The sequence below is a fragment of the Klebsiella sp. K5-45 genome, assembly GCF_030128605.1.
Classification (GTDB): Bacteria; Pseudomonadota; Gammaproteobacteria; order Enterobacterales; family Enterobacteriaceae; genus Klebsiella; species Klebsiella quasipneumoniae.
In genome coordinates, this window is record NZ_JAKUZW010000003.1 from 400,200 (window position 1) to 425,841 (window position 25,642).

At 48.1% G+C, this 25,642-nt stretch carries 27 protein-coding genes and 1 other RNA gene; 11 read left to right on the top strand and 17 right to left on the bottom strand.

Annotated features, from left to right (window positions below):
• Positions 1-6: 6 nt before the first annotated feature.
• Positions 7-1,239 carry a maltodextrin ABC transporter substrate-binding protein gene (locus MKS11_RS08715; RefSeq protein ID WP_017898899.1) on the bottom strand — a complete coding sequence of 411 codons (1,233 nt, stop codon included), beginning with the start codon at positions 1,237-1,239 and terminating at the stop codon, positions 7-9.
• 354 nt (positions 1,240-1,593) lie between these two features.
• Here MKS11_RS08715 and MKS11_RS08720 point away from each other — a divergent pair, with 354 nt between their 5' ends.
• Positions 1,594-2,703, top strand: coding sequence for an ABC transporter ATP-binding protein (locus MKS11_RS08720; protein ID WP_023319854.1), 1,110 nt, complete (start codon positions 1,594-1,596; stop codon positions 2,701-2,703).
• Positions 2,704-2,938: 235 nt separating this feature from the next.
• The gene (locus MKS11_RS08725) at positions 2,939-4,498 is read left to right on the top strand and encodes an EAL domain-containing protein (RefSeq protein WP_048294260.1); all 1,560 of its coding nucleotides are present in this window, start codon (positions 2,939-2,941) and stop codon (positions 4,496-4,498) included.
• A gap of 62 nt (positions 4,499-4,560) precedes the next feature.
• Here MKS11_RS08725 and MKS11_RS08730 read toward each other — a convergent pair whose 3' ends face one another.
• A complete protein-coding gene (locus tag MKS11_RS08730; RefSeq protein WP_004204767.1) occupies positions 4,561-4,833 on the bottom strand; it encodes a metal-sensing transcriptional repressor in 273 nt (90 codons plus the stop codon).
• 164 nt (positions 4,834-4,997) lie between these two features.
• On the opposite strand from MKS11_RS08730, the gene MKS11_RS08735 reads away from it, so the two are divergent.
• Positions 4,998-5,861, top strand: a complete 864-nt coding sequence (locus tag MKS11_RS08735) for a nickel/cobalt efflux protein RcnA (protein WP_032455639.1) — start codon at positions 4,998-5,000, stop codon at positions 5,859-5,861.
• Positions 5,862-5,905: 44 nt separating this feature from the next.
• Here the strand turns inward: MKS11_RS08735 and MKS11_RS08740 are convergent, their stop codons facing one another.
• Positions 5,906-6,520 carry a YitT family protein gene (locus MKS11_RS08740; RefSeq protein WP_017898903.1) on the bottom strand — a complete coding sequence of 205 codons (615 nt, stop codon included), beginning with the start codon at positions 6,518-6,520 and terminating at the stop codon, positions 5,906-5,908.
• Between the two features lie 88 nt (positions 6,521-6,608).
• Here MKS11_RS08740 and MKS11_RS08745 point away from each other — a divergent pair, with 88 nt between their 5' ends.
• Entirely contained in the window at positions 6,609-8,036 is a 1,428-nt protein-coding gene (locus MKS11_RS08745) for a PLP-dependent aminotransferase family protein (protein ID WP_053810703.1), read from the top strand.
• A gap of 134 nt (positions 8,037-8,170) precedes the next feature.
• Here MKS11_RS08745 and MKS11_RS08750 read toward each other — a convergent pair whose 3' ends face one another.
• The 4 genes from MKS11_RS08750 to MKS11_RS08765 form a co-directional block, all read right to left on the bottom strand.
• On the bottom strand, positions 8,171-8,386 hold the full coding sequence (locus MKS11_RS08750) for a hypothetical protein (RefSeq protein ID WP_004142688.1): 216 nt from the start codon (positions 8,384-8,386) through the stop codon (positions 8,171-8,173).
• Positions 8,383-8,640 carry a hypothetical protein gene (locus tag MKS11_RS08755; protein ID WP_004204776.1) on the bottom strand — a complete coding sequence of 86 codons (258 nt, stop codon included), beginning with the start codon at positions 8,638-8,640 and terminating at the stop codon, positions 8,383-8,385. The genes MKS11_RS08750 and MKS11_RS08755 overlap by 4 nt, the downstream gene beginning before the upstream one ends.
• Before the next feature lie 535 nt (positions 8,641-9,175).
• Complete coding sequence (locus MKS11_RS08760) at positions 9,176-9,403, bottom strand: DUF2188 domain-containing protein (protein ID WP_001572622.1); 228 nt, start codon at positions 9,401-9,403, stop codon at positions 9,176-9,178.
• A 216-nt stretch (positions 9,404-9,619) separates the two neighbouring features.
• Complete coding sequence (locus MKS11_RS08765) at positions 9,620-10,240, bottom strand: recombinase family protein (protein WP_031285360.1); 621 nt, start codon at positions 10,238-10,240, stop codon at positions 9,620-9,622.
• A gap of 289 nt (positions 10,241-10,529) precedes the next feature.
• Between MKS11_RS08765 and MKS11_RS08770 the strand changes: the two genes are divergently transcribed.
• From MKS11_RS08770 to MKS11_RS08785, 4 genes are all read left to right on the top strand, one after another.
• Positions 10,530-11,210 (top strand): dual OB domain-containing protein, encoded by a 681-nt coding sequence (locus tag MKS11_RS08770; RefSeq protein ID WP_064359626.1) that lies wholly within the window; start codon positions 10,530-10,532, stop codon positions 11,208-11,210.
• A 2-nt stretch (positions 11,211-11,212) separates the two neighbouring features.
• Positions 11,213-11,653 (top strand): DUF488 family protein, encoded by a 441-nt coding sequence (locus MKS11_RS08775; RefSeq protein ID WP_021313723.1) that lies wholly within the window; start codon positions 11,213-11,215, stop codon positions 11,651-11,653.
• Complete coding sequence (locus MKS11_RS08780) at positions 11,650-12,243, top strand: DUF4326 domain-containing protein (protein WP_021313722.1); 594 nt, start codon at positions 11,650-11,652, stop codon at positions 12,241-12,243. Before MKS11_RS08775 ends, MKS11_RS08780 begins: the two co-directional genes overlap by 4 nt.
• A 564-nt stretch (positions 12,244-12,807) precedes the next feature.
• On the top strand, positions 12,808-13,614 hold the full coding sequence (locus MKS11_RS08785) for a chaperonin (protein ID WP_284109501.1): 807 nt from the start codon (positions 12,808-12,810) through the stop codon (positions 13,612-13,614).
• Positions 13,615-13,711: 97 nt separating this feature from the next.
• Here MKS11_RS08785 and MKS11_RS08790 read toward each other — a convergent pair whose 3' ends face one another.
• The 7 genes from MKS11_RS08790 to ffs form a co-directional block, all read right to left on the bottom strand.
• Complete coding sequence (locus tag MKS11_RS08790; RefSeq protein WP_073972307.1) at positions 13,712-14,491, bottom strand: SMODS domain-containing nucleotidyltransferase; 780 nt, start codon at positions 14,489-14,491, stop codon at positions 13,712-13,714.
• The gene (locus MKS11_RS08795) at positions 14,488-14,997 is read right to left on the bottom strand and encodes an SLATT domain-containing protein (RefSeq protein ID WP_071995107.1); all 510 of its coding nucleotides are present in this window, start codon (positions 14,995-14,997) and stop codon (positions 14,488-14,490) included. Before MKS11_RS08795 ends, MKS11_RS08790 begins: the two co-directional genes overlap by 4 nt.
• A gap of 514 nt (positions 14,998-15,511) precedes the next feature.
• Positions 15,512-15,868 (bottom strand): hypothetical protein, encoded by a 357-nt coding sequence (locus tag MKS11_RS08800; protein WP_021313720.1) that lies wholly within the window; start codon positions 15,866-15,868, stop codon positions 15,512-15,514.
• An 11-nt stretch (positions 15,869-15,879) separates the two neighbouring features.
• Entirely contained in the window at positions 15,880-16,650 is a 771-nt protein-coding gene (locus MKS11_RS08805) for a hypothetical protein (protein ID WP_021313719.1), read from the bottom strand.
• A 790-nt stretch (positions 16,651-17,440) separates the two neighbouring features.
• Entirely contained in the window at positions 17,441-18,937 is a 1,497-nt protein-coding gene (locus tag MKS11_RS08810; protein ID WP_064359625.1) for a hypothetical protein, read from the bottom strand.
• Between the two features lie 979 nt (positions 18,938-19,916).
• Positions 19,917-20,987, bottom strand: a complete 1,071-nt coding sequence (locus MKS11_RS08815) for a site-specific integrase (protein WP_064359624.1) — start codon at positions 20,985-20,987, stop codon at positions 19,917-19,919.
• 109 nt (positions 20,988-21,096) lie between these two features.
• Positions 21,097-21,193, bottom strand: an RNA gene (ffs, locus tag MKS11_RS08820) — signal recognition particle sRNA small type.
• A gap of 241 nt (positions 21,194-21,434) precedes the next feature.
• Here ffs and MKS11_RS08825 point away from each other — a divergent pair.
• Together MKS11_RS08825 and MKS11_RS08830 are read left to right on the top strand one after the other, a co-directional pair.
• Positions 21,435-21,842, top strand: coding sequence for a hypothetical protein (locus MKS11_RS08825; RefSeq protein ID WP_017898905.1), 408 nt, complete (start codon positions 21,435-21,437; stop codon positions 21,840-21,842).
• 66 nt (positions 21,843-21,908) lie between these two features.
• Positions 21,909-22,220 (top strand): MGMT family protein, encoded by a 312-nt coding sequence (locus MKS11_RS08830; RefSeq protein ID WP_087771465.1) that lies wholly within the window; start codon positions 21,909-21,911, stop codon positions 22,218-22,220.
• Between the two features lie 38 nt (positions 22,221-22,258).
• Here MKS11_RS08830 and MKS11_RS08835 read toward each other — a convergent pair whose 3' ends face one another.
• Entirely contained in the window at positions 22,259-22,750 is a 492-nt protein-coding gene (locus MKS11_RS08835; RefSeq protein ID WP_002891903.1) for a YbaY family lipoprotein, read from the bottom strand.
• Positions 22,751-22,966: 216 nt separating this feature from the next.
• Between MKS11_RS08835 and tesB the strand changes: the two genes are divergently transcribed.
• Complete coding sequence (gene tesB / locus MKS11_RS08840) at positions 22,967-23,830, top strand: acyl-CoA thioesterase II (RefSeq protein ID WP_004204779.1); 864 nt, start codon at positions 22,967-22,969, stop codon at positions 23,828-23,830.
• Positions 23,831-23,881: 51 nt separating this feature from the next.
• On the opposite strand, the gene amtB is transcribed toward tesB, so the two are convergent.
• Positions 23,882-25,168: an ammonium transporter AmtB gene (gene amtB / locus MKS11_RS08845; RefSeq protein WP_004204781.1), complete on the bottom strand. Its 1,287-nt coding sequence runs from the start codon at positions 25,166-25,168 to the stop codon at positions 23,882-23,884.
• A gap of 33 nt (positions 25,169-25,201) precedes the next feature.
• A complete protein-coding gene (gene glnK / locus MKS11_RS08850) occupies positions 25,202-25,540 on the bottom strand; it encodes a P-II family nitrogen regulator (protein WP_002891893.1) in 339 nt (112 codons plus the stop codon).
• Between the last annotated feature and the right edge of the window lie 102 nt (positions 25,541-25,642).

Sequence of the window (25,642 nt, forward strand, 5' to 3'; positions counted from 1 at the left end):
GGTAAATTACTGATTGCTGGCCTGCATCGCTTCAATCTGCATCTTGATCTGTTTCACCGCATTATCGAGCGCGGCCTGCGGCGCCTGCTTGCCGGTGAGGCTCAGTTCAAGCGCGGCATTGGCCGGCCCCCACACTTCCCCCATCTCCGGAATGCCCGGCATAGCCATCGCCCGAGCCGACTGAACGGCGACGGCGCTGGCCTTTTCGTCATTTTTAATCACCGGGTCGTCAATCATCGCCTTCAGCGGCGGGATTTCGCCGGTGGCGACATAGCGGGCTTTTACATACTGCGGCTGGTTGATGAACTCGATAAACTGTTGCGCCAGCGCCTTGTCTTTACTCCAGGTCGATACCACGTAGCCCTTAACGCCGAGGAAGGAGCTCATTGGCTTGCCGTCCGGCAGGGTCGGCAGCGGCACCACGCCATAGTTGATACCGGCGGCTTCATACGGCTGGAAGGCCCAGGGGCCGTTGATCACCGCCGCCGCTTTTTTCTCGGTAAACAGCGAATCAATGGCGTTCAGCCCGTTATCGCCGAGGATCCCTGCGGGGAAGGCCTTCTCGGCATAGAATTTTTTCAGGAAGGTCACGGCTTCCACGGCGCCGGGCGTATTGAGCCCCACCTGCTGCGGATTAAAACCGCCGCCGTCGTTCTTCGCGAAGATATAGCCGCCCATCGGGCCAATCGCCCCCCAGCTGTAGTAGATCTGATCAAACTTGGCCAGCAGGCCGTATTTGTTCTGCTCGCGCTGGGTCTTCGAGTAGTCCAGCCAGGCCTGCAGACTGTCCAGCGGCTTGTCGATCAGGTCCTTGTTGTAGATAAGCACCAGGGTTTCCACCGCTTTCGGGATCCCATACAGCGCGTTGTCCATGCGGAAGGCGTTGATAGAAGCTGGCGTAAAGGCATCCTGTTTCGCCTGCTCAACGTTGAGCGGCGAGAGAAGTCCCTGAACGACGGCGCCGCCGAGCTGGTCATTCGGGATCACCAGCACGTCCGGCCCAATGCCCGCCGGGCCATCGAGGCGCAGCTTTTCCAGCTGCTGGGCATAAGGCATCTCCTGCAGATTGACCTTCACGTTGTACTGCTTCTCAAAATCGCTGACCGCGGTTTTGATGCCAGTGGATTTTTTAATGTCTTCCCAAACGTTGAGCTGCCCGGCGGCATGCGCCTGCAGGCTGGTAAGTTGCCCCGCCGCGAGGGTGGTAAGGATCAGTGCAGCAAGCGTGTTCTTTTTCATTATCAACCTCATGTGAAGGTATAACAATTTAATGGTTTTTATTTGACTTACGTCTGCCAGTTAGAAAAAAAATCATTTCAAACTGCCTTGTTACATAGAAAACAGACTCTGGTTCGCTTTTGTTATACGCTACGCTTTGATTGGGGATAAAACTACCATAAGCTGCCAGTTGTGTGATCATCCTTGCAGAAATGAAACGCCGCTGTATGGCGCAAAAACCGCGGAAGTTATAGTCAGGACATGATTTTAGCGCTGTTGAATATCGTCACGCTGATTTGTTACACGTAATACAAACACACTCAAATCAGCGACACGCCAACGGCAAACAACGGCTACTCACTTCGGGGAATGTGGATGTCCAATATACGACTGAGGAATGTCACCAAAAGGTTCGGCAGCACGGTGACGCTGCACCAGGTCAATCTCGATATTGAAGATGGCGAGTTTGCGGTCTTCGTCGGCCCTTCCGGCTGTGGAAAATCGACGCTGTTACGTATGATTGCCGGGCTGGAAGAGGTCAGTGACGGGGAAGTGCTGATTGGCGATGAGGTGATGAACGATGTAGTCCCCGCCCGCCGCGGCGTGGCGATGGTTTTTCAGTCCTATGCGCTCTATCCGCACATGACGGTGGCGGAGAATATGGGCTATGGGCTGAAAGTGAATAAAGTGCCGAAAGCGGAGATCCGTCGCCAGGTGGAAATGGTGGCCAAAACGCTGCAGCTCTCTCACCTGCTGGATCGTAAACCGAAGCAGCTCTCCGGCGGCCAGCGGCAGCGTGTGGCCATTGGCCGCGCTATCGTGCGTAATCCCCGGGTGTTTATGTTCGATGAGCCGCTTTCTAACCTCGATGCCGAGCTGCGCGTCGATATGCGCCTGCATATTGCCCGCCTGCACCAGGAGCTGAAGACCACCATGGTCTATGTCACGCACGATCAGGTGGAGGCGATGACGCTTGCCGATAAAATCGTAGTCATGAACTACGGGAAGGTCGAACAAATGGGTTCGCCGATGGCGCTGTACTACAATCCGGTCAACAAATTCGTCGCCGGTTTTATCGGCTCGCCAAAGATGAACTTTTTGCCGGCCACCGTCAGCGACTGGCAGGCAGAGCGCTTAACGGTCACCCTCGCCCAGGACCAACAGCTCACCCTGAACGTTGCCACCCAACCGCTGAAGCCCGGCGCCGCGGTCACGCTGGGGATCCGGCCAGAGCACCTCACGCCGGAAGTCTCCACCGGTACCGTGGTGGAGTTTCAATGTGAAGTGGTGGAGCGTCTGGGCAACAATACCTACCTGTTCGGCCAGTGCTACGGTCACGATAACGTCAAGGTTCTGCTGCCCGGCGACGTCCATTTCCGCCCGTGGCAGAAGATTAATCTGGCCTTCGATGACCGCTTCTGCATGGTGTTTGATGAGAACGATCTGCGCATCAGCGCCGATATCACGGCGCCGGACGCGCACTAAGCCAACATATTGCTGTCATCTGCGCAGCGTATGCTGCGACTGAATGCCGGAATACATCCTGCCCGGCATTCACACCCTCATTTTTATTCTGCTGCATCGGAATCATCCTTCTCACCCGGCATCGCAGGCTATTGTGATGCCGGTTTTTTTCCCCACGCAGCGCGGTTTCTCCCGCTGCGCCCGGTTTATCTTTCGCATATACTGATGACACCCGGCGAACGATAAGGATACAGGCATGAGGACCCGGCATCTGATGGCGCTGTTTACAGGAGTGCTGATACTGGCCATCATCCTGCCTATCTCGCTCAGCATCTGGCAGGCGGCGCGGCAGGCCAAAATGCAGTTCTATCGTGAGCTGGATGATTATTCCAACCGTATTGTCGTCCGCACGCTGCAGGTCGCCGATCAGGCCCGGGAAGCACTGCGGGAGGCCGACTCACACTCTGCCGCCTCCTGTAGCCCTGAGCATCTGCTCACCCTCCGCCGGATCGCCTATACCCATCGCTACGTGCAGGAAGTGCTCTGGCTGGAAGATTCCGTACCGCAATGCTCCTCCCTGGAAGACCATAGCGTTGCGGTGACCTTCCCGCCACCGGATCACATTGCCCCCGACGGCTATCGCACCTGGCTGACCTCGATTAACGATCTTGGCCTTAATCACCAGATGACGGCCATGGCCAGCCGGCAGCATATGGTAATGATCGATCCCATCTCCTTCATTGATGTGGTGCCCGCCAGCGAGGAGAAGATCCATACCATGCTGTTTGGTTTGGACCATCTGAAAATGGTGATCAGCAGCCAGCCGCTGCCGGCGAAGGTCTGGCAACGGATTAAAGATCCGCACCTGAATATGCTGACCCTGGATAATACGGTCTACCGGATCCAGCGCATTCCCGAGCTGGGATCCGGCATTGTGACCTGGTCATCCACGCTGCCGCTACAGCAGCGTATTCGCCAGCAGCTGATCTTCTGGCTCCCTGTCGGCATCTTCACCAGCCTGCTTGCCACCTGGCTGCTGCTGCGCCTGCTGAGACACCTGCGTTCACCGCGCAACAGTATGCTGGACGCCCTCAATTCCCAGGCGATTCAGGTTCACTATCAGCCGATTATTTCATTGCAGGACGGAAAAATCGCCGGGGCCGAAGCGCTGGCGCGCTGGCAGCAACCCGACGGCACCTTTTTATCGCCGGATATCTTCATTCCCCTGGCCGAGCAAACCGGACTGATCACCCAGCTGACGGAAGATATCGTCAGGAAAATTTTTGCCGACCTGGGCCCCTGGCTGAGGCAGCGGCCGGAAGTGCATATCTCCATCAACCTGTCGGTGGATGACTTACGCTCTCCCACCCTACCCAAGCTATTACACGATCAGCTGCAGCACTGGGGGATCGCCGCCGAACAGATTATCCTTGAGATCACCGAGCGCGGGTTTGTCGACCCGGAGACCACCATGCCGGTGATCGCACACTACCGCGAGGCCGGGCACCGCATTTCGATTGACGATTTCGGTACCGGCTACTCCAGCCTGAGCTATCTGCAGAAGCTGGACGTCGACACGCTGAAAATCGATAAATCCTTTGTCGATACCCTCGAGTACCGGCCGCTGACGCCGCACATTATTGAAATGGCCAAGGCGCTCAATTTGGCCACCGTCGCCGAAGGGGTTGAAACCGTAAGCCAGCGCGACTGGCTGAGACAGCATGGCGTTCAGTACGCCCAGGGGTGGCTGTACAGCAAAGCGCTGCCAAAAGAGTCGTTTATTCTGTGGGCGGAAGAGAACCTCCATGCGCATTAAGCGGCAGGCGGCCTGCGCAGAAGGTCAGCGGGCGCGGCCTCTTCGCCGCCCTCTGCCGGAGGCTACTTCAGATAGGATTTAATCACCTGCATCACCGTCTCCAGATCCGCCTCACGCTGCGTCTCGTCTGGCTCTTTCACCACATGGTCGGTGAGATGTCCCTGGATAACCTGCAGCATCATGCCATTGACCGCGCCGCGGATCGCCGCCAGCTGCTGTAGCACCTCAGCGCACTCATGCTCGCGATTAAGCATTTTCTCTAATGCGGTACTCTGCCCCTGAATTTTCTTCAGCCGGGTCAGTAACTTCTTTTTGTCTCTCACTGTGTGTGACATTACGCGATCCACCGTTTTTTTCTGTCCGGGATTACCGACCTGCGTGGTCAGCAACGCCTGCCAGCATACCATGATCCTTTTTATTAGCCGCCTTATCTACTGGGGGGTAGTATTTTACTACTGGGGGGGAGTAGGATAAAGGCACTTTTGGCAAGGATCCCAATATGAACGATTTCACTTCCCTTCTGCAGCAGGGCAATGCCTGGCTGTTTATTCCCAGCGCAATACTGCTCGGCGCGCTGCACGGCCTCGAACCCGGGCACTCAAAAACAATGATGGCCGCCTTTATCGTGGCGGTGCGAGGAACCTTAAAACAGGCGGTACTGCTGGGGCTGGCGGCCACGGTTTCGCATACGGCGGTGGTCTGGCTGATCGCCATGGCCGGTCTGTGGTTTGGCCGCGGCTGGAACGCCCAAACCTCTGAACCCTGGTTTCAGCTGGTCTCAGGGATTGTCATTGTGCTGATTGCCTGCTGGATGCTCTGGCGCACCTGGCGCGAATCGCAGCCCCACACGCACCATGATCACCACCATGAACATGAGCACCACCATGAACATGAGCACCACCACGAACATGATCATCACCACGAACATGATCACCACCATGACCATCACCATGCGTCCTCATCCGCCGCGCCGCTGGTGGCGGAGGAGTGGCAGGACGCGCATCAGCGGGCCCATGCCCAGGAGATCAACCGGCGCTTTGATGGCCGTCAGGTGACGACCGGGCAGATCGTGCTGTTTGGCCTGACCGGCGGGCTGATCCCCTGCCCGGCGTCCATTACCGTGCTGCTTATCTGTTTACAGCTGAAGAAATTCTCGCTGGGCGCCACGCTGGTGCTGGGCTTTAGCGTCGGTCTGGCGCTGACGCTGGTGGCTTCAGGGGCTATCGCCGCCCTGAGCCTTAAACATGCCGCCCGCCGCTGGCCGTGGCTTAACGACCTCTCGCGCAAGGCTCCCTGGTTTTCAGGCTTACTGATTATTGTGGTGGGGATCTACATGATGCTTCATGGCCTGAGCGGCCTGTAAGCGATGAAAGGCCCTCTCCGTGATGAAGAGGGCGATGGGTTAATTCAGGAGACTATTTCCCGGGGAGGGCTGACCGCGTTGCGGTTGACGGGCTGACTGAACCACGGCAGGCACAGCTGGATAAGCGGTCCAATCGACAGCGCGTAAATGACGGTTCCGACGCCAAACTTGCCCCCCAGCAGACAGCCAATCAGCAGCACGGAAAGCTCGATCGCCGTCCGGATACCGCGCAATGACCAGCCGGTGCGGGCGTGCAGGCCGGTCATCAGGCCATCGCGCGGACCCGGGCCAAACCCCGCGCCAATGTACATCCCGGTGGCGATAGCGTTCAGCACAATCGCCACCACCAGCAGCGCACTGCGCGCCACCAGCGATTCCAGCGGCGGCAGGACGGCCAGCGTGGCGTCCGCCGCCAGCCCCAGCACGATCACATTGCTCACCGTGCCGAGCCCCGGCATCTGCCGGATCGGGATCCATAGCAGCAGCACCGCGGCGCCGGTCAGAATAATCACAGTCCCGAAACTGATCCCCAGCTGTTTAGCCACTCCAAGATGAAAGACGTCCCACGGATCGGCGCCGAGATTAGCATGCACGAAGAGCGCCGTGGACACGCCGTAGAGCACCAGACCGATATATAACTGCAGCAGCCGACGAAGCATATTTTTTCCTCAACATCATTGCGAATGCCCTCATCATCAGCAAAAATGGACTGATAATTAATGGCCAGTTTTGGAAAAGTGGATCGCTATGTCAGCCCGACGCTTTGGAACACAGTCCCTGGTACGCCTGCTCGGCAACTGGCAGGAGTCCAGTTCACGCACACCGCTATGGCGCCAGCTGGCGGAAGCGCTCCGCCTGCTGATCCTCGATGGCCGTCTGACGCTACAGACGCGCCTGCCCGGCGAGCGCGAGCTGGCGGCGGCCCTCAACGTCAGCCGGACGACCATCGCCAGCGCCCTCGGCCAGCTGCGGGAGGAGGGATTTCTCCAAAGCCGCCAGGGGAGCGGGTCGCGCATTGTTTTGCCGGAACGCCCTGCCGACCTGCCGCCGCCCTCTGCGACCCCCTCGACGATCAATCTCTCTACCGCCGCCCTCAGCGCCGGTCCGGAGGTCCATCAGGCCTTTCAGCATGCCATGACCCTGCTGCCGTCCTATCTCGCCCAGACCGGTTACGATCAGCAGGGGCTCCCGGTGCTACGGGAAGCGATTGCCCGGCGCTACAGCGAACGTGGCCTGCCGACGCGGCCCGATGAAGTGATGGTGGTCAACGGCGCGCTCAGCGCCTTCGCGCTAATCCTGCGTCTGTTCACCGGCCCCGGTGACCGGGTGGTCATTGATGCCCCGACCTATCCAATGGCCATCAGCGCCATTCAGGGCGCCTCCTGCCGGCCCATTGGGGTCGCACTCCCACAGCAGGGGTGGGACTGCGATGGATTCGCGGCGATCATTGCGCAGACCGCGCCGCGTCTGGCATGGCTGATGCCGGATTTTCACAACCCCACCGGGCGCTGTATGGATGCCCTCACCCGCCAGCGGGTCGCGGACATCGCGGCCAGGACGCGAACAACGCTGGTGATCGATGAGACCATGGTCGACCTCTGGTATAACGCCCCGCCCCCGCCGCCGCTGGCCTGCTTTAATCCCGACGCCGCGGTGATCACCATCGGTTCGGCCGGGAAAAGTTTCTGGGGGGGACTGCGCATCGGCTGGATCCGCGCCAGCACGCGAACAATCGCCTCGCTTATTCAGGCCCGCGACTCTCTGGACTTGGGTACGCCGCTGCTGGAGCAGCTGGCCTGCAGCTGGCTGCTGGCAAACGCCGCCACGCTGCTGCCGCCGCGACGGGAGATGCTGAAGGCGCGCCGGGACATGTGCGAAGAGCTGATGAAAGAGTATTTTCCCCGCTGGCGCTTTACGCCACCGGAAGGCGGGCTCTCTTTTTGGGTGGAACTCCCTGACATGCTAGCCACTTTGTTCTCTGCACGTGCGGAAAGCCAGGGGATCCATATCGGCACCGGCACGCGGTTTGGTCTGGAGGGCGCGTTCGATCGCTATTTACGTCTGCCGTTTACGCTGCCGGATGAAGCATTGCGCCAGGCCTTCTCCACGCTACAACCATTGTGGCACAGCCTTGCAGAACAGCGGGAAAGTACGCGTTTGCGGAAAATAATATAAGAAAATATCGACGTGCTGGCTTCAGCCCGTCAAAAGTCCGTCATCCATGAGGTATATGAGATGTTTTTATAAAATTGCCTGGGTATCCTGCCATCTGGTTATGGCAACCCGGTGACGGAAATAAGGCAATTTCATTAATGCTGGCGCGGAATAGGAAACCCTTTCAAGGAAATAATAAAGCCATCTTCATCTTTTTTAATTTTAGCGCCGGTGTCACACCAGTCGGAGGCAATGCGAAAGAACTCATCACTACCGATATTCCAGTTCAGGCGAACGTGTTTCACGTATCCTGAGCGCAACATATCGCAGGCTTCGCTATAGTTGCTGGCTGTAGAGAATTGTTGTTTCATTTTTTCTTCTTCAGAAGTTTTCTTAATGCTTTGATTTCTTTAGGGGTTAATGGCGTCGCTTCCTCTTCGGTATGCTGGCTGTCAATGTCCTCTTCCGTCACCCCCGCCTCATCTGCTGACGCCTCCAGCTGAAAAGCCAGCTGCAGCAGCTTTTCCGTTGCCGTACCCAGGTTCTCGTTATTCACTTCCGCATAATGACGCAACTTCTCTTTTAACTCAGCGTCAATTTTTACATTCAAAACCACTGTGGTCATAGCTACGCTTCCCGTGCAATAAAATCATCATAATTAATACACGAAGTTAACATGCTGATCCAGAGATATATTTTATAGCATGGATCTGGCAACAAATTCCCACCAATAAGATGCGCTTTATTTATGACACGCAAATGACATTAATATTTCAGTAGCATTTCATATTTATGACAAGTAAATATTATGGAATAAGTAGAGGGTGTTTTAGCAACTAAAAATAATATATGATCTGTATCAGAAATAAATTCTGGCCAGCAGAGAAGACCGCACAAATACAAGGGGAAAATTACGAAGGCCGAAATGGGTGGGGGCCCTGCCATCAGCCATTAGTACTAAATTGTGTTGGTTAATCAATTGGTTATAGTGGTAGTACTACAACAGTACTGTACCACTCTCGATAGTACCGTCCAGCACAAAATCTTGCAAGTTAACGTGCCTTCAGGGTTGCGGACATGACATGTACTTTTCGAAATTTATTGTGTCGGAAGTGCTTAACCGATGTACATAAAAAAGGGGCGACAAGCCCCTTATTCAGTTACTTCTTGTCCTTTGGTGGACAAGGGTCGTTACCATGCGAATCTTTTTTTGCGATCCTGCCATCCTTATTATGGATCACAAGCTCACTTCTTTGATTTGTAGCAATCCCTCTTGCAGCGTCCACCGCAGATTGCTTTGTTGAGTGAACGGAGGTCGCTTTACTGTTTCCTGCACCCTTAACGGCCCAACCTCCATCATGAGGAACAACATGCTGATCTTTGCCCATAATCGAACCCTCTATTTCCATGGAAACATCAGCATATAGCGACAAAATCAACCACTCAACACTACATATTGTGTTTAAATTGATTTTGATCACAAATGTAGATAGATATCGAAAGGATTCGTTCACTACGAAACTGCAAGTACCCTTTCTTAACCCTATACCGCTATATTCGTTAACAATCTGGCACTGCTGGCCTACTATGCCCTTTATTACCCACTATTCTTCTGTAAGAGATGAGTTTTTAGCCACCTTTGCGATAGTAGCCCTTGAACAACCGATCAAAGCCTGAATTTTGCTCCAGCTTTTACCGTCAGACAGTAGTTCTTGTATTTTATGATGCAAGCTCTCATCGACTGGACGACCACGATACTTTTTCTCTCGTTTGGCCTTTTCAATACCTTGCTTTTGTCGTCTGCGGCGATCTTCATAGTCCTTGCGACTGATTGCCGCCAGCATATCGAGCATCATTGAATTCATTGCTTCAAACATACGAGCGGTGAACTCATCCTGAACATGCAAAAGCTGATGGCTCGTAGGCAAATCTAACGATACAACCCTGATCCCCTTGGATTCGATGAGTGCTCGTAGGGTTTTCCAATCTTCTGCTGTGAGTCTAGAGATCCTATCGATCTGTTCACAAAGAATAATATCGCCCCGTTCAGCAATTTCTAAGAGTAAGAATAATTGAGGACGTTGGAGGCTTGCACCTGATTCATTCTCTTTGAAGTACTTTGATATTTTCAGATCATGTGAATGAGCAAAAGCCTCTAACTCTTTCAATGCCCTATTCGCATCTTGCTCTTTCGTGGATGCTCTTAGATATGCCCATACACGCATGATAACCACCATCAGTCTGCTTTAGGTGGTTCATTATATACAGTCTGTTTTAGGTTGTAAAACCAATTTAATGAACCACTTTGAATGGAGATCTGTGTAGGTCTGCTTGAGGTATACTAAAAGTAAACTAATCTACTTCCGCGAACTTACCCAACGTTTTGTTAAGCTAACATCCTTATGTTAATGTCTCGCTTGAGGCAATTAACTGCAATATTATAACATATCATTCGCAATCATTGACTTTTCTTGAGAATCATCTTATTGATATAATTTTGATAAGGATATTTTTATGTCAAGCATGCGATTAGTACTATTAGCAGCCTCAGCGAAACGTAAACACTATTGCCTTGCAGGAAGAAAATGGCACGAGGATGAAACCCATTTATGGATACGACCTGTTGGGAACAGTCTTCCTGACGATAACGATGCTCTAACGACAAAAGAAATTCAGTTTAAAGATTATAGAATACCTCAAGTACTTGATGTAGTTGACATTCATTTATTACGAAAAGCTAATCATCCTGTACAGGCCGAGAACTTTCTCATCGACACTTCGTTTCGATGGAAAAAAGTAGGTACTCATCCCGTCAATAAGCTCGACCAATTTGTTGAATACCCTGACACTCTTTGGTTCAATCCTCAGCAACACTATGGGGTGAATGACTGCTTTCCTTCTCAGTTAATTAATGGTCAGACTAATAGTCTGTATTTTATTATCATTGAGGATTTAGTTATTCGTGTAAGCCATTCTTCCTTCAATGGACGTAAACGCTATCATGGGTTATTTGAATACAATCAAATAAATTATAAAATTTCCATTACTGACACAATTATATATTCAACTTATGGTCAGAAAGAGGATGGAGATTACCATTATGGAAAATGTTATGCTACATTAAGCATGGCCCCTTTCAGTGAACGTAATGAATGTTATAAATTTTTAGCAGCTTTAATTAAAATACAGGATTAAATATGAAAGTATATTCAATTGGGTTTACTGAAAAAACTGCTGAAAAGTTTTTTACACTTATCCAGTCACAGCCTAGTATTAAAAACTTAGTTGATGTGCGGTTAAATAACGTTTCTCAACTATCTGGATTTGCCAAGAAGAATGATCTTAAATATTTCTTAAAAGAACTATGCAATGTTAACTATATGCATGTCCCGGAATTGGCCCCTACTAAGGAGATGTTAAATCCATACAAAAAAGGGAACATTTCATGGGAGGTTTATGAGGATAACTTCTTGAATTTAATGGCAAAAAGAAAAATTGAACGTATTGATAAATCTTTGATTGAAAATAGTTGCTTGCTTTGCAGTGAACATAAACCGCATCACTGCCACCGTCGCCTTGTGATAGAATACTTGAACAAGCATTGGGATACTGATTTTGAGGTTAAGCACTTAATATGATAAAAGTACTGATAATGTACCATCCAAACTTTGCATCTGCTGGTAAGTTTGAAAGAAAACTTACGAAGATACTTTCAACACTGGATGATTACCAAATTCTTTACTTTGATGATCCAGCAAACCTCATCAGTAATTTCTTCGATTCAAAATTATTAAAACTTCTTGGTGATAATGTACTTGATAGTGTTGTTCAAGATGAAAAACTAACTCATGCAGTTATTTTTGACTCTACATATTCTCCGAAGTTCACAACTTTTAAATCATATCTTTCGGAGGTGATACCTGTCCGATACATTCAAGATAAAATAACTTTTGTCTCAAATAAAGACAAAGGTGAGCATTTTGATACTTATATAGGTCGTGGAACTTTGTGGGGAAATCCGTATGCAATAGGTCAAGATGGTGACCGTGATGAAGTTATCCGAAAATTTGCTTATGATTTTAGCCGTAATTTTTTACGTGGTGGAGATGATTTTAATGAAAAGCTGAAACTTTTAAGAGGGCATACTTTAGGCTGTCATTGTAAACCATACGCATGCCACGGGGATGTTCTTGCTGAATATCTTAATAAGTTAGATGATGGTGAATAAATACTAAAATACTCATATTTTACACCGGTACTGACTCATAAAGCTCCCTTTGCACACTCCAAACACCCATCCCTTCTAGTACTGCAATAATTCAGTATCAAATACTCCTTATCAGATAACCCTCAAACAGTACTTTTTTTGATATTCATGATCAGTGCTGGGAATGAATCTGCGTGACCATCACGACAATCCTTCCTTCTAATGCACGGAGAGAATATCTAAAAGAGATTTTTGATCGTTCAGATTTTAGGTAATACCGGGTTAGTGGAAAGTTCGGTACTGAGATCTAAGTACACGGCGTTTGGTCGGTGAGGTTGAAGCGGATCAGGTGAACGAGATTTTAATTCAGGCGGAAAAAAACAGCCTGTACTTTTTCCTGAGTAAAAGATTACTTGAGGTTTTTTGCCAAAAATCAGGAGGCCTGGGATTTGATTATTTTTGCACTAAAGGCGAGTAACTTAGCCACATTCTTAAACACGAAGGCTGTAAAGGAGATTATGATAGAAATGCATAGGTTACCCATTTGCGATAAAATCAGTCAAGATTGCTATTCCGAGGTTTCTTATGGGTAAAATTTCTGAACGTTTGAGACATGCAAGAATTAGTGAGGGGCATTGCGTCATTTGCGGTTCATATGGTCTATTGAGTAAGGATCATGTGCCACCTCGTTGTGCAACTACTATTCAACCAATGTTTCAAAAAACAGTCTCTGAACATTATTCCTCTGATGAAATAAAACCAATAAATGCTCATGCCGGAGCGACATTTAAAACCATATGCAAGAATTGTAATGGCAACATACTTGGGAGTTTGGATCATGAGATCAAGGTTCCCATCGAGAACTTTATAAATCTAATTAGGCAATATTTAGCTGGTGTTCATTTTTACGGAAATGTTATCTCTACGCCTTTCAATGCAGTATCTTTTTTGCGTGCAATGGTTGGTCATCTGCTCGCAGCAACATCCGTAGAAGTATGCAAAAATGCTCTTATTGATAGTGAATATTACACACCATTAAGAAAATTTGTGTTAGGCGAAAATAAAAAAATAGAAGATACTCATGGTTTCTATTATTGGTTTTATCCTAACAGAACACAGATAACTGCTCAGCAAACCTCGTTTTTTAACGATGGTCATCTTTGCCATTGTAGCTGTATGCACTTCTTTCCTATAGCTTTTTTAATTACATTTAAAAATGAAGGAACATATCCTGCACATGCATCAAAATTAACGGTTGATGACAAAAAACTATACTTTAATATGACTCAAGGAAATTTGGACTATGTAGCATTTCCATTCACACCACTGAAAGGGAATCAAATGATGCTGATGACAGATACTTTCACTTCAGCAAGTTATCCTCAGGAATAAGTTTCTTCTATATGAAATTTATACTATAACTACCTGATGAATTTAAAAATAATAAAGCACAAGAAAAAATACTTGTGCTTTATATGAAATTTTAAGATTAAATTTCAGGCAAAATCTTTTTTATTTCTGATTCAGCAGAATAGTGCCATCCACCACTTTCATATGCCTTAGCTGATGATACTGTATTTTTTAATTTATTCACAGCATTTTGCTTCCATTGAGGAGACCAGTAGGAGCAATGGAGCTGCTCAACAGCACTATAAAAATAGTCTTTGATGTTATAACAAAAAAGAAAATTCATACCTACAATTTTTTGCTCAAGATCATATGACTCAAAAACATAATCTGCATTTGCGTTCCAGTACTTTAGTATTCTTATTAATGGTTTGATTAAAGAATAATTATTTCTATTCTTATCTGTCAGCTTACTATTGAAATCATTAGGGTCAGTACTTATCCATGTTTCAAAGTTATTTGCTGGTGCTGGAATTTGATATCCGTAAAACACATTATATACAGCCGGAACCAATTCAAATGTAATATGATTGAGATTTAGCCTTATTGTTGGATGGCTTTGTTTACGTTCTGAAGAAGAATAATAACGTTCAACGAAATATTTCAACCGATTTAGATAAGTCTGAGGCTGATGCCCTGTATTGTTAAACACAACCATATAATCTACATCAGATTTCGGATCGTATCTTCTTGGCAGCATTGTATATCGGGTGTTAGAACCAAATGTGAAATGATTTATTACATCGGAACTATCGAAATAATATCCAAGTCTATTTTTCAGTGTACTGATAGATGTTGTGATAGTACTATCTTTCAAAATAGCATTCTTCGCTACAGAATCTAAATATGACTGAACGCTCATTCTTTTTCCTTGTCGATAGAATATTGAGTAAAGCCATCATTGACATCAGACTGTGTTTTTTCATAAGCCCATCTTGGTACAGTCGGCGAACTTATGTTTAGCTGATTTCTACGATCAGAAAAAACCTTTATTTTGTTTTTTAGCTCTTTATCTGGAGAATTGATTTCAATTAATTCAATCTCTCGAAAAAGACGTACATCGTTTTTAAGATTATTATACTCACCTGCCGCGGACTTATGATGCCCTGCTCGTTTGCTTGGATTTAAAGCGGTATTTATAGCAGTTAAACATGTAAGTAAAAATGATATTACTATTGTAATGGTAGTCATATCCTTCAGAGCACTCAAACCTGCTATAGCAGACAAAATAGCTATAGGTATCCCAATGAATAAATTGCATTTTTCCCAAGGGGAAGAAGCATTATAATGAGATTTAGAAGAATAAAGTGCATCTTCCTCAATGCGTAAGCATTCTTCTTTTATTTTTTCAATTAGTTCATTACTCATATCATACCTATGTATCTATTTTCTCAGAAGAAGCAGCACCCCCTAAAAGAGATAGTTACACCGTGACTACCAGCGAAGTTCGGATGTCCTCCACTGACAACGTGGTGCTGCACATAACCTGATTCCTTACATAGTTACAGAGGACGCGATCCTCTATGGCTACACAGTCTTTATCCACTTTCCCCGTGCTGAGCTGTACTATGTATCTGGAATACACCATTGCAGGTTTCTTTTGGGCACCATGCCATATCGCCATTCAGGGTAATATTTCGTTCTTCGATAATCGTCGAAGAAGCGGATCCCCCCCCGCCGCTCGTGGTCTTGTCTCCAAGCCTTACCAGTGCTCTGGTCATAATCTCTCATGAATCATATTAATATCAAGGATATAATATCTAAAAAGTGACTTAGCTTAAATCAATTGGATGCAAAACCGCCAAACCTTACAAGCGACCGCATTCCGGGCATCAAGCAAATAAAAAAGGCCGCTTTCGCGACCTTGTGCCAGTACAAGCACTCATTGAGAACGATCCAGTACCATATACGCTGGCTGGCAAATGCTGCCGCGTTCCTGTAGCCAGTAGTAATCAAGATCGGCAACCCTATCATTCAGCCCTGAATCCACACGGTTGATCTGTAACCGTAGTCCTATCGTATCCTTGTACGACAAACCGGATTTAACATTGTACTTGTACTTAACCCCACCTTCTTCTTCAAATGACTTGAGATAAGTCGTCATTTGTTTCTGAATTTCTTTTAAGCAAACAACTTCATTATTAAAAGTAAATGGTTTTTCTATTTTCCCATCTGGTACAGCCGCAACTGACACACTAGAGCAACAAAATAACAGCACTGCGATAAAAGTCTTTTTCATATTAATATTCCTTATTGAAGGTTAGTACTTAATACTTCACCAGTATCAGCATTGAACGTACAGGAGTACTCTATATTTTTAAACGCACCAAACCCGTTTTGAGCCTGTGCTCTGTGCCCGTAAAGAGTGACTAATTTCCTGCTTTTGTCGTACCAGCTATACGAGGAGAATTTTGGTTCGGTAATTCCGTCAGTCCATTTAAATTGGTACTGAGCAGAATTTTCTACAGCTACCTTACAAATATAATCGCCAGCTTTATGTTTCGAAGCGTAGCAATGAGCATCATCGAGACATTTAGCTTCTTCCTCTTTTGCCTGTCTTTCTTTTTCTGCGGCAAGTACAGCATCCTGAGACGCCTTTTCTGCTGCTTTGACGCGTTGTTCTTCGGCAAATTTGGCGTAATCAGCAACATTCGTAATGTTATTTTCACGAGCAGTGGCAAACTCTTTGCCGTCTTTAAAACCAAGTTTATGTGCTCTGGCTTCATCGCTTGAAGAGCGGGCTGCATTTGCCACTAAAGCAAGCACAATGATCAGTACTGGCACGGTATAATTATTCACGAACTTATAGGGCAAGTATTTAGCTCTGAGATTACCGGTACCATAAAATGCCCATACGATCGAGGCAATACTTGCCAGTAGCTGGCACAATCCAGCGACGAAAAGCATAACGACCGACCAGAAGCCAGTACCAGCAGTGAAGAAATCACCAAACTTTCCCATTGCAGCAGCGAAAAGACAGATCCCCCAAAATCCATAAATTACCAGTTGTACAACTCTCATAGTTTTGTAACCCCGTTAGCTTCCTTCAGACCAAAAAGTACGGACTTGAAACCATCCGTGTTCAGGTACCCAAGAATAACATGCACACTCAAAAATGATCGATATAAACGATCGATAATGCATATATTGATCGTTATAAACTATCAATATCTATTAATTCAATACAAATCAATAGGTAAAATCGATCAAGTGGATTCGTAATCCGGGAAGTAGGTTATCTATCTGATTTCAATACTATGACTACTCGCGATTCCATCACACAGACGCTCTTAAAGCGTCGGTAAGGCGTTTTACGGGACTTTGTAAGTTCAGTTGTGTTAGTGATGCGAATCGAGTTAAGGGGCTTCCTGTGCGTTTTGTCCGAAACACCATCATGAAGGGGGATTGATAGGATCGGGGTCGCTTCGCTCTGTGCAGTACGGATAGTGCTTCTCCAGTACCTGAAACAGCAGATACCCCACCAAGTACACAAAGGAATTATTTGTAAAATAAGTAATGAAATAACAGGCAGTTATGTACTTACTGACAGAACAAAAAAACGCGATTGGGTTCGCTCTGCTAGTGACCGAAGGGAACGCAGCAGTAGAACCGAATCCAGCGAACAGTACACGCAACGCGGGTGCTGTTTAATTGTTTTATCTATATAAACAATGGAATAGCTATCAAGTACTCACTGCGTGAGCACTCTCACTAACTACCCGAAACAGTTCGCTTGCTTCGCCGCTCCTGCTTTCAGGTAGTTAATTCGCTTTCGCTCGTTGTCATGTCCGAAATTTATTACCTAAAGATTTTATAAGGTATTATTTTTCGGACATTCATTCGTTTTTATGATGGTGTTCTGGACTTCATTTTTAACTTTTTTTTGTACTTCATTTTCGTATTTGTCCCACATAGCCTTTATTTCTTCAGTACTGAGATTTGCGTTGGTAGAACGGGCAAGAAACTCCCTGAAATCTTCTAAATCAAGCCCTGGATTGCTGTCTTTCCAGCGGCGGAAACTCTTTGCTTTGGTATCATCAAGAGTGAAACGCTTTTCCTTGTTCATTGAGCCTTGCGGCCTGCCTCTCTGCCCTTGCTTGCCATCATCAATACCAAGATCTATGTACTCAATGTTATCTGTAAGTGATCTGGCCTGCCATTCATCAAAAACATAAACGGTCTGCGTTTCAGTACTGTCAAAATCTCTTGAAACCCCTCGTAGTACAAACTGGTGTAAACTTTCATACTCCCTCGCTACGTGAATCGCCTCACCATCAATCTCAAAGAACAATTTGCACTGTTTAGCCTCTGTCTCCGAGGGACGCATACAGGCCAGCCAGACGCACTTCATCAGGTGCTGGTACTGGTTAAATCCTCTGGCATCCGGGCTTATCTCTGTACCATTTTTTAGACTCCAAGAATCGCTTTTGTTCTTCGTCCAGTAGAAATCCTGCCCCTCAAGTTCTTTATCAATAAAAGAATATATTTTTTGTAATTTATCAGGGTTGTTCGTTTTCCATGTTCTTGATAGTTTAGATTTTTTAGAGAAGTAATACACCTTTAATCTTTTTTTAAGTTCTGTTTTACGTGTCTGTAATCCTTCAATTTCAGTACGTTCAAAGAGTTCTTTATTGCCTTTATAGATCAATGAGTTTTCGAAATTAGCCCCAAGAAAGGTAATTTTTAAGTCTTTATACTTATTGAGATTTTTCCATGCAGTAATATTAAGCTGTTCCTTTTTCGCATCGGTAAAGTACTCATTGTTCATTATAAAAAGATCATTTTCATTCAATACTGAAAGTTTATTTAAAATGCTCTTTACTACATCCCCCTGTACTTCTGGGTTTCTTTCAGCCGCAATATACATATTTCTTTCATCTAATGACTGTACTTTATAGATTAAATCATTAAGGATAACCTTTTTTATGTCAGCATTACATTCATTTATATTTTGAAAAGAGTGAAAATTAGTAACGTCGTCAATATAGACATTCCAGCCGGATAATAATCCAACTGGTATCTTGAAAAAAGTTTTATCAGTTATGAGTAATGTTCTATTACTTCCTGATGAAAGAAATTGAATGACTGAATTAATAACACTTTCATCTTTTTGTACTGTATCCGTAATGATATACTTACAGTTATTAAGTTGCTTTGCTGTCTGTTTAATAAGCTCTTGTGTATTCTGTACTAAAATATATCTTTCAGTACTGTTATTGATTATATTACATATAGCTGTTGTTTTACCTGAACCACACTCAGCAGATACGTACTTAAACTTGTTATAAATAGATGTAGAATTAATCATTTGCACGCTCCATATTGATTAATTTAGAAAGGCCGATTCGTTCCAGTGAGTCGGCCTTTCTTTGTTTTAGTTATTAGTATTTAGACGAAAAAAAATTGCACCATATCTCTCATCAATCAATGATAGTATTGATTAAATAATTCCCTAACTATCAAGTACTCACTACGTAAGTACTATCATTAACTACTCCAACCAATTCGTTTGGTTCAAGTAGTTAATCCGGTTCATTTGGATGAATCAGTTAATTCTGACGAGATTTGTTGAGAAATCATGCCCCGCAAGGGAATAAAGATAATAAAAAAAGACCCGTAAAGGTACTTGATTTAATTTTAAATATTATAGTTATCGAATTTAATGACGAGATCTATTTAGAATGTCTATTATATCACATTTTTTTGAGGTTATCCCATACAAAATAAAATTGTTATTTCTAATTTTATTTCAGAGGTGCCGTGAATGTTTTTTGTGAGATACGTTTGACTTCTATTTATACTCATATGTGTACTCATTTACTTTCACCACTTTTCCTGAGGCTAAATCGTCTTTAAGTATTTTAATGATAATTTTTTTGATAGTTTTTCCAGACCTCATATTTTACTCCTTTTCCAATATTGCTATTTGCTTATTTATCTTTCAATCCGCTGCATAACAATGGCATTAAATTATTGGATTAATACACCATAGAAAAGTTAAATTGCAAGATTTTGTGCTGGACGGTACTATCGAGAGTGGTACAGTACTGTTGTAGTACTACCACTATAACCAATTGATTAACCAACACAATTTAGTACTAATGGCTGATGGCAGGGCCCCCACCCAATTCTGGGTAAGTACTTGATAGATAATGTCTAAAGTACAGAAATCTCTCCTCCATAGCCTTAGTGGTACAAAAACTGTGTATCACCAGTAGGCTGCACGATGTCCCTTATGCTCTCCCGTCACTAAGCAGGCTCTCAGCGAAGAGGCTGCTTAGGACGAATCAAATATGTTCTAATAAATCATATAGTTGAGACACAGCGACTGACTTACCATATCTTCTGTATGTGATTGAATTATCGGCATGTCCTAAGAATGCAGCAGCATAATGCTCCACTACACCAGCATTTTTTAACTTAGTGGCAATGTAATGTCGCAGTGAATGAAACTCTGGAACCCCTAATTTTTTGCGATAACCGCTAAACCAGCGGGTGAAGTAGTGGCTGTATGAACCTTTATAGAAAGTTAACTGCGGGAACAGTCTACCCTTGTGGTTCTGTACATAGTCCAAAAATCCGATATCTATCAATTTGTTATGAATTGGTATTGTACGTTTACTGTTCTCCGTTTTGACCACCTGTCCATCATGACGATCATCAATCCTGATGCACCACCTTCCCTCATTTTTTAATATATCACCATGATATAGCTGACAAATTTCATTAGCCCTCATCCCCGTAAATCGACCAAGCAAAATAATCCATCTCTTCCAGTCAGGTAAAGCACTGATCCCATTCTCCAAACATCTGATCTGAGCAGAGGTATATGCCTCTCGCTTTTGGGAAACTGGCTCGCGATCCTTTTGGAGCAATCCTTCAAAGGGATTTTGAAAATCATAGTCAGTACGGTGTTTCAGCCATCGGAAAAAACCACTGATTTTCTTAACATATTTGTTCTTTGTAGGAATCGCGACATCCAGCCCGCTAATGAATTCAGCAGCCCTGCTACGCTTAAACACCTGATCAGTGCAGCTAAAGTACTTATCAATACAGCGTTTGATAGAAGAAACTTCCCTTTCACAAACTTCACGGCTTTTAAACTCAACGTACTGCTCAGCATGTAGTTTTAGCTCGCTAAGCGACAAGTCTGAATGAGGGGATTGGATCAAATCGATTGTAGTCGTGGCGGTTTCAGTACTCAGCCAGGGACGATCTGCAAAGCGTAAAGATCGCTTTGTCGCTTCAGTCTTTGAACGCGTACCTAACGAACGACGAAACTCGCGGCGTTTACCACAGGGTAAGACGTTAACTTTCCGGTAGTACCAAATCCCATGACGGGAGAGCATAAGGGACATCGTGCAGCCTACTGGTGATACACAGTTTTTGTACCACTAAGGCTATGGAGGAGAGATTTCTGTACTTTAGACATTATCTATCAAGTACTTACCCAGAATTGGGTGGGGGCCCTGCCAGCTACATCCCGGCACACACGTCGTCTGCTCTGGCTGCTTCCTTCCGGACCTGACCTGGTAAACAGAGTAGCGTTGCGGGAGAACCAACAGAGCCCCCATTGAGAGCGTTGTTACCCAACGCGCTGGCGCATTATCCCTGCTGACCTGGTGAATTGCAAGCACGCCCCGACTGCCTGCTGGTTTATTGCGCAATAATGCGAATAAAACCAGTCACTCACGCTCAACCTGTGAGATTGCGAGCGCGCGCTCAGCACACAGTCGGGATATCCACCATACTTAGCCATCTTGCGTCCCCTTTTATCATCAGCACCTTGTCTCGACGGTAATCGAATGACTGACTCATCACCACAGACCATCACTCTGCCTTTACCCGCCATTGAAGGGATGACCATCGCCTTTCAGGGGGTGAATTATCTGCGCCCTGAAAAAATGCTCGACTTCGTGACCATCAGTCAGGCGCCGGTGCGGGCGGTCACGCCGCTGGCGCTGCTCTATTCCACCGTCGGCGTCCTGCGCCAGGTGGAACTGCGCAAGCTACCGGTCTACATCAGCGGTCGGGTGGTATACCCCATCTCGTCGCTGACCATGCCGGGCCTGCGCGCGAAGCTGATCATCAACGCGACCTCGCAGCGGTTAAAATTCCTTGAGAGCCTCATCGCCAGTTCACCTTCCGACAATGTCCATGGCATGCAGATCCTCGGCCTCGCTCTGACGTTCACCGTCGAACAACCCGCCTGATCGGGCAGGCTGTACAGCCTGAAGATCAGCGCTTATGCTGGCGTTTTTCGGGTAACAGGACTGAATATGGATCCGCACGATACATTTCCCCAACGTGTCTGGCACATTGTGGCGTCGATACCGGAAGGGTATGTCACGACCTATGGCGATGTCGCCAGGCTGGCTGGTTCGCCGCGCGCGGCGCGCCAGGTGGGCGGTGTGCTGAAGCGTCTGCCGGAAGGGTCCACTCTGCCCTGGCATCGGGTAGTCAATCGCCATGGCGATATCTCCCTCATCGGCCCCGATCTGCAGCGGCAGCGTCAGGCGCTGCTGGCCGAAGGGGTGCAGGTCTCCGGCGGCGGCCATATCGATCTCCAGCGCTATCGCTGGGTTTACTGAAGACCAAAAAAAAGCCCCCATTCGGGGGCTTAGCGAGCTTACTGTGCGACAGGCACGGCGGTCTGCTGAACCGGAACCAGCGTCAGGTCGGCATGGGTGCCCCCCTGGTTGATCACCGTCTGCACGGTATCGGTAATGAACATCAGCTGGCCGTTAACCGTAATCGCTGCGCTCAACAGAATGCGGGCGTTCGGTTGAATATCTGCCGGGTTGTAAGGCAGTGCAAAGTTGAATGGCGCCTGCTTGCCTTCGGTACGCACCGCTTTTTGCGACAATACGCGGGCTGGCGCATCGGCCAGAGAAGCATCCGACAGGGTCACCGTCAGCACCGCATCCGGCGGCAAAGCGATTCTCTGGCGGATATTAATCGTCCCCGTGACGCTCGGCTGCTGCTGCGCCACGCTCAGCGTCGCAATACCGTAAGGGTCGGGTGCAGCCGCCTGCGTCGAAGAATTGTTCGAGTGGTGATTAGCACAGGCGGTCAGCGTCGCGGCGACGGCTAAGGCACTAAACATATAGGCAAATTTCATGATGTTCTCCTTATCATCCCTTAATACCCAGGAGGATGTTCCGCCGCTTCGCCGGCAGGAACTTTCGTGTCGTCAATAAGTGTGGCACAGATCGCAGATTTCTTCCTGTTGACCGGTTGTTATTCAGATTATTACACCCATCGGACCACTTGCGATTCCAGGTTATACTTTGCCACATTACGCGCGCGGCGCCGCCATTGTTAACTGAGGAAAAGTATGAGTCAGGCACTCTCTAACCTGCTGGCATTATTAGATTTGGAAAAAATTGAGGAAGGGTTGTTCCGTGGACAGAGCGAAGACCTGGGATTGCGCCAGGTTTTTGGCGGCCAGGTGGTGGGCCAGGCGCTGTATGCGGCAAAAGAGACCGTGCCCGTTGAACGTCTGGTGCATTCGTTTCACAGTTACTTTCTGCGCCCCGGCGACAGTCAAAAACCGATCGTCTACGATGTGGAGGTGCTGCGCGATGGCAACAGCTTTAGCGCCCGCCGGGTCGCCGCCATCCAGAACGGGAAGCCGATCTTCTATATGACCGCCTCCTTCCAGGCGCCAGAGCACGGCTATGAACATCAGAAAGCGATGCCGGCCGCCCCCTCCCCTGATGGGCTGCCTTCGGAAACCGACATTGCCCGCAAGCTGGCGCATCTCCTGCCGCCGCAGGTGAAAGACAAATTCCTCTGCGATAAGCCGCTGGAGATCCGCCCGGTGGAGTTTCATAACCCGATGAAAGGCCATATCGCCGAGCCGGTGCGTCAGGTGTGGCTGCGCGCCAACGGCGCCGTTCCCGACGATCTGCGCATTCATCAGTATCTGCTGGGCTATGCCTCGGACTTTAACTTCCTGCCGGTGGCGCTGCAGCCGCACGGCGTTGGTTTCCTTGAGCCCGGCATGCAGGTCGCCACTATCGATCACTCGATGTGGTTCCATCGGCCGTTTAATATCAATGAGTGGCTGCTGTACAGCGTCGAAAGCACCTCGGCCTCCAGCGCCCGCGGCTTCGTCCGCGGCGAGTTCTACACCCAGGATGGCACGCTGGTTGCTTCAACGGTGCAGGAAGGGGTGATGCGCAACCGCAACGCATAAAAAAAGCCTCCCCTACGGGAGGCTTTTTGCTACATGGAGAAGGGTTTTCTGTCAGGCGTTGTAAGCGTTTTCGCCATGGCTGTTGACGTCCAGCCCTTCGCGCTCCTGCTCTTCCGGCACGCGCAGCCCTACGGTCATATCCGCTACTTTGTAGCCGATAAAAGCGACGACGCCGGACCAGACCACGGTAATGCCGATACTTTCCAGTTGCACCAGCAGCTGATGGCCCATGGTGACGCCTTCCGCATAACCGACGCCGCCCAGAGAAGTCGCCGCGAAGATACCGGTCAGAATACAGCCGACGATGCCGCAGACGCCGTGAACGCCGAAGACGTCGCAAGGGTCATCCACACGCAGCCAGCGTTTCAGCGCAGTCACGCCCCAGATACCCGCCAGGCCAGAGGCGATACCGACGATCAGCGCGCCGCCGACACCGATATAACCACACGCCGGCGTAACGCCAACCAGACCGGCAATTGCCCCGGAGCAGGCGCCCAGCAGTGAAGGTTTGCCGCGCAGAGCCCATTCGCCAAAGGTCCACGCCAGGATAGCAGCGGCGGTCGCCACGACGGTGTTAACGAACGCCAGGGCCGCGATTTCATTCGCTGCGCTGGCAGACCCGGCGTTGAAACCGAACCAACCCACGTAGAGGATAGCGGTGCCGGTGAACACCATCGGCAGGTTATGCGGTTTGAACGCTTCTTTGCCGAAGCCCACGCGTTTGCCCATCATATACGCGCCCACCAGCCCGGCGACCGCGGCGTTGATGTGCACAACGGTGCCGCCGGCGAAATCCAGCGCGCCATGCGTCGCCAGCAGACCGCCGCCCCAGACCATATGCGCAATCGGCACGTAGGAGAGCGTCATCCACACCACCACGAAAATCAGCACGGCGGAGAAACGGATACGTTCAGCCAGCGCCCCGACGATCAGCCCGACGGTGATGCAGGCGAACGAGCCCTGGAAGGCGACGTGGATATACTGATAGAAGGTGCCCATCAGCGCTTTCAGTTCAATATTTTTCAGCATCACCCAGTCAAAGCTGCCGAAGAAGCTGCCGCCGGTGCCGAAGGCCAGGGTATAGCCATAAATGACCCACAGTACGCAGACCAGGCCAAAGGTGACAATCACCTGCGTCAGCATGGAAAGAACGTTCTTACCGCGGATCAGGCCGCCGTAAAACAGCGCAATCCCCGGGATAGTCATAAACAGAACCAGCGCGGTGCAAATCATCATAAATGCGTTATCGGCTTTGTCCGCCACCGCAGGCGCGGCCATCGCCAGCCCCGGAAGAAGGGCTAATGCCCCCAGACCCGATTTCATTGTTGCCATTTTCATTGTTTCGTTCCCCATCACTGTGTGGTCTGGAAATTACAGTGCCGCTTCGTCAGCTTCGCCGGTACGGATGCGAATGACGCGCTGCAATTCAGCGACAAAAATTTTGCCGTCGCCAATTTTTCCGGTGTAAGCCGCTTTGCTGATGACATCGATAACTTCATCCAGCTGATCGTCGGCGATCGCCACATCAATCTTCACTTTTGGCAGAAAGTTGACGCTATACTCGGCGCCGCGGTAGAGCTCCGCATGACCTTTCTGACGGCCAAATCCTTTGACTTCAGTGACCGTCAGGCCCTGAATGCCGATGGAAGACAAGGCTTCACGCACGTCTTCCAGTTTGAATGGTTTGATTACCACGGTAACCAGCTTCATAAGTCCCCTCCAGTCAGTATTCGGTAATGGCCGCAGCTAACACGATGGATATAAAGCAAGGGCTATGCCAGAAATGAAAAAAGGCCGCTGAGCGGCCCTTTG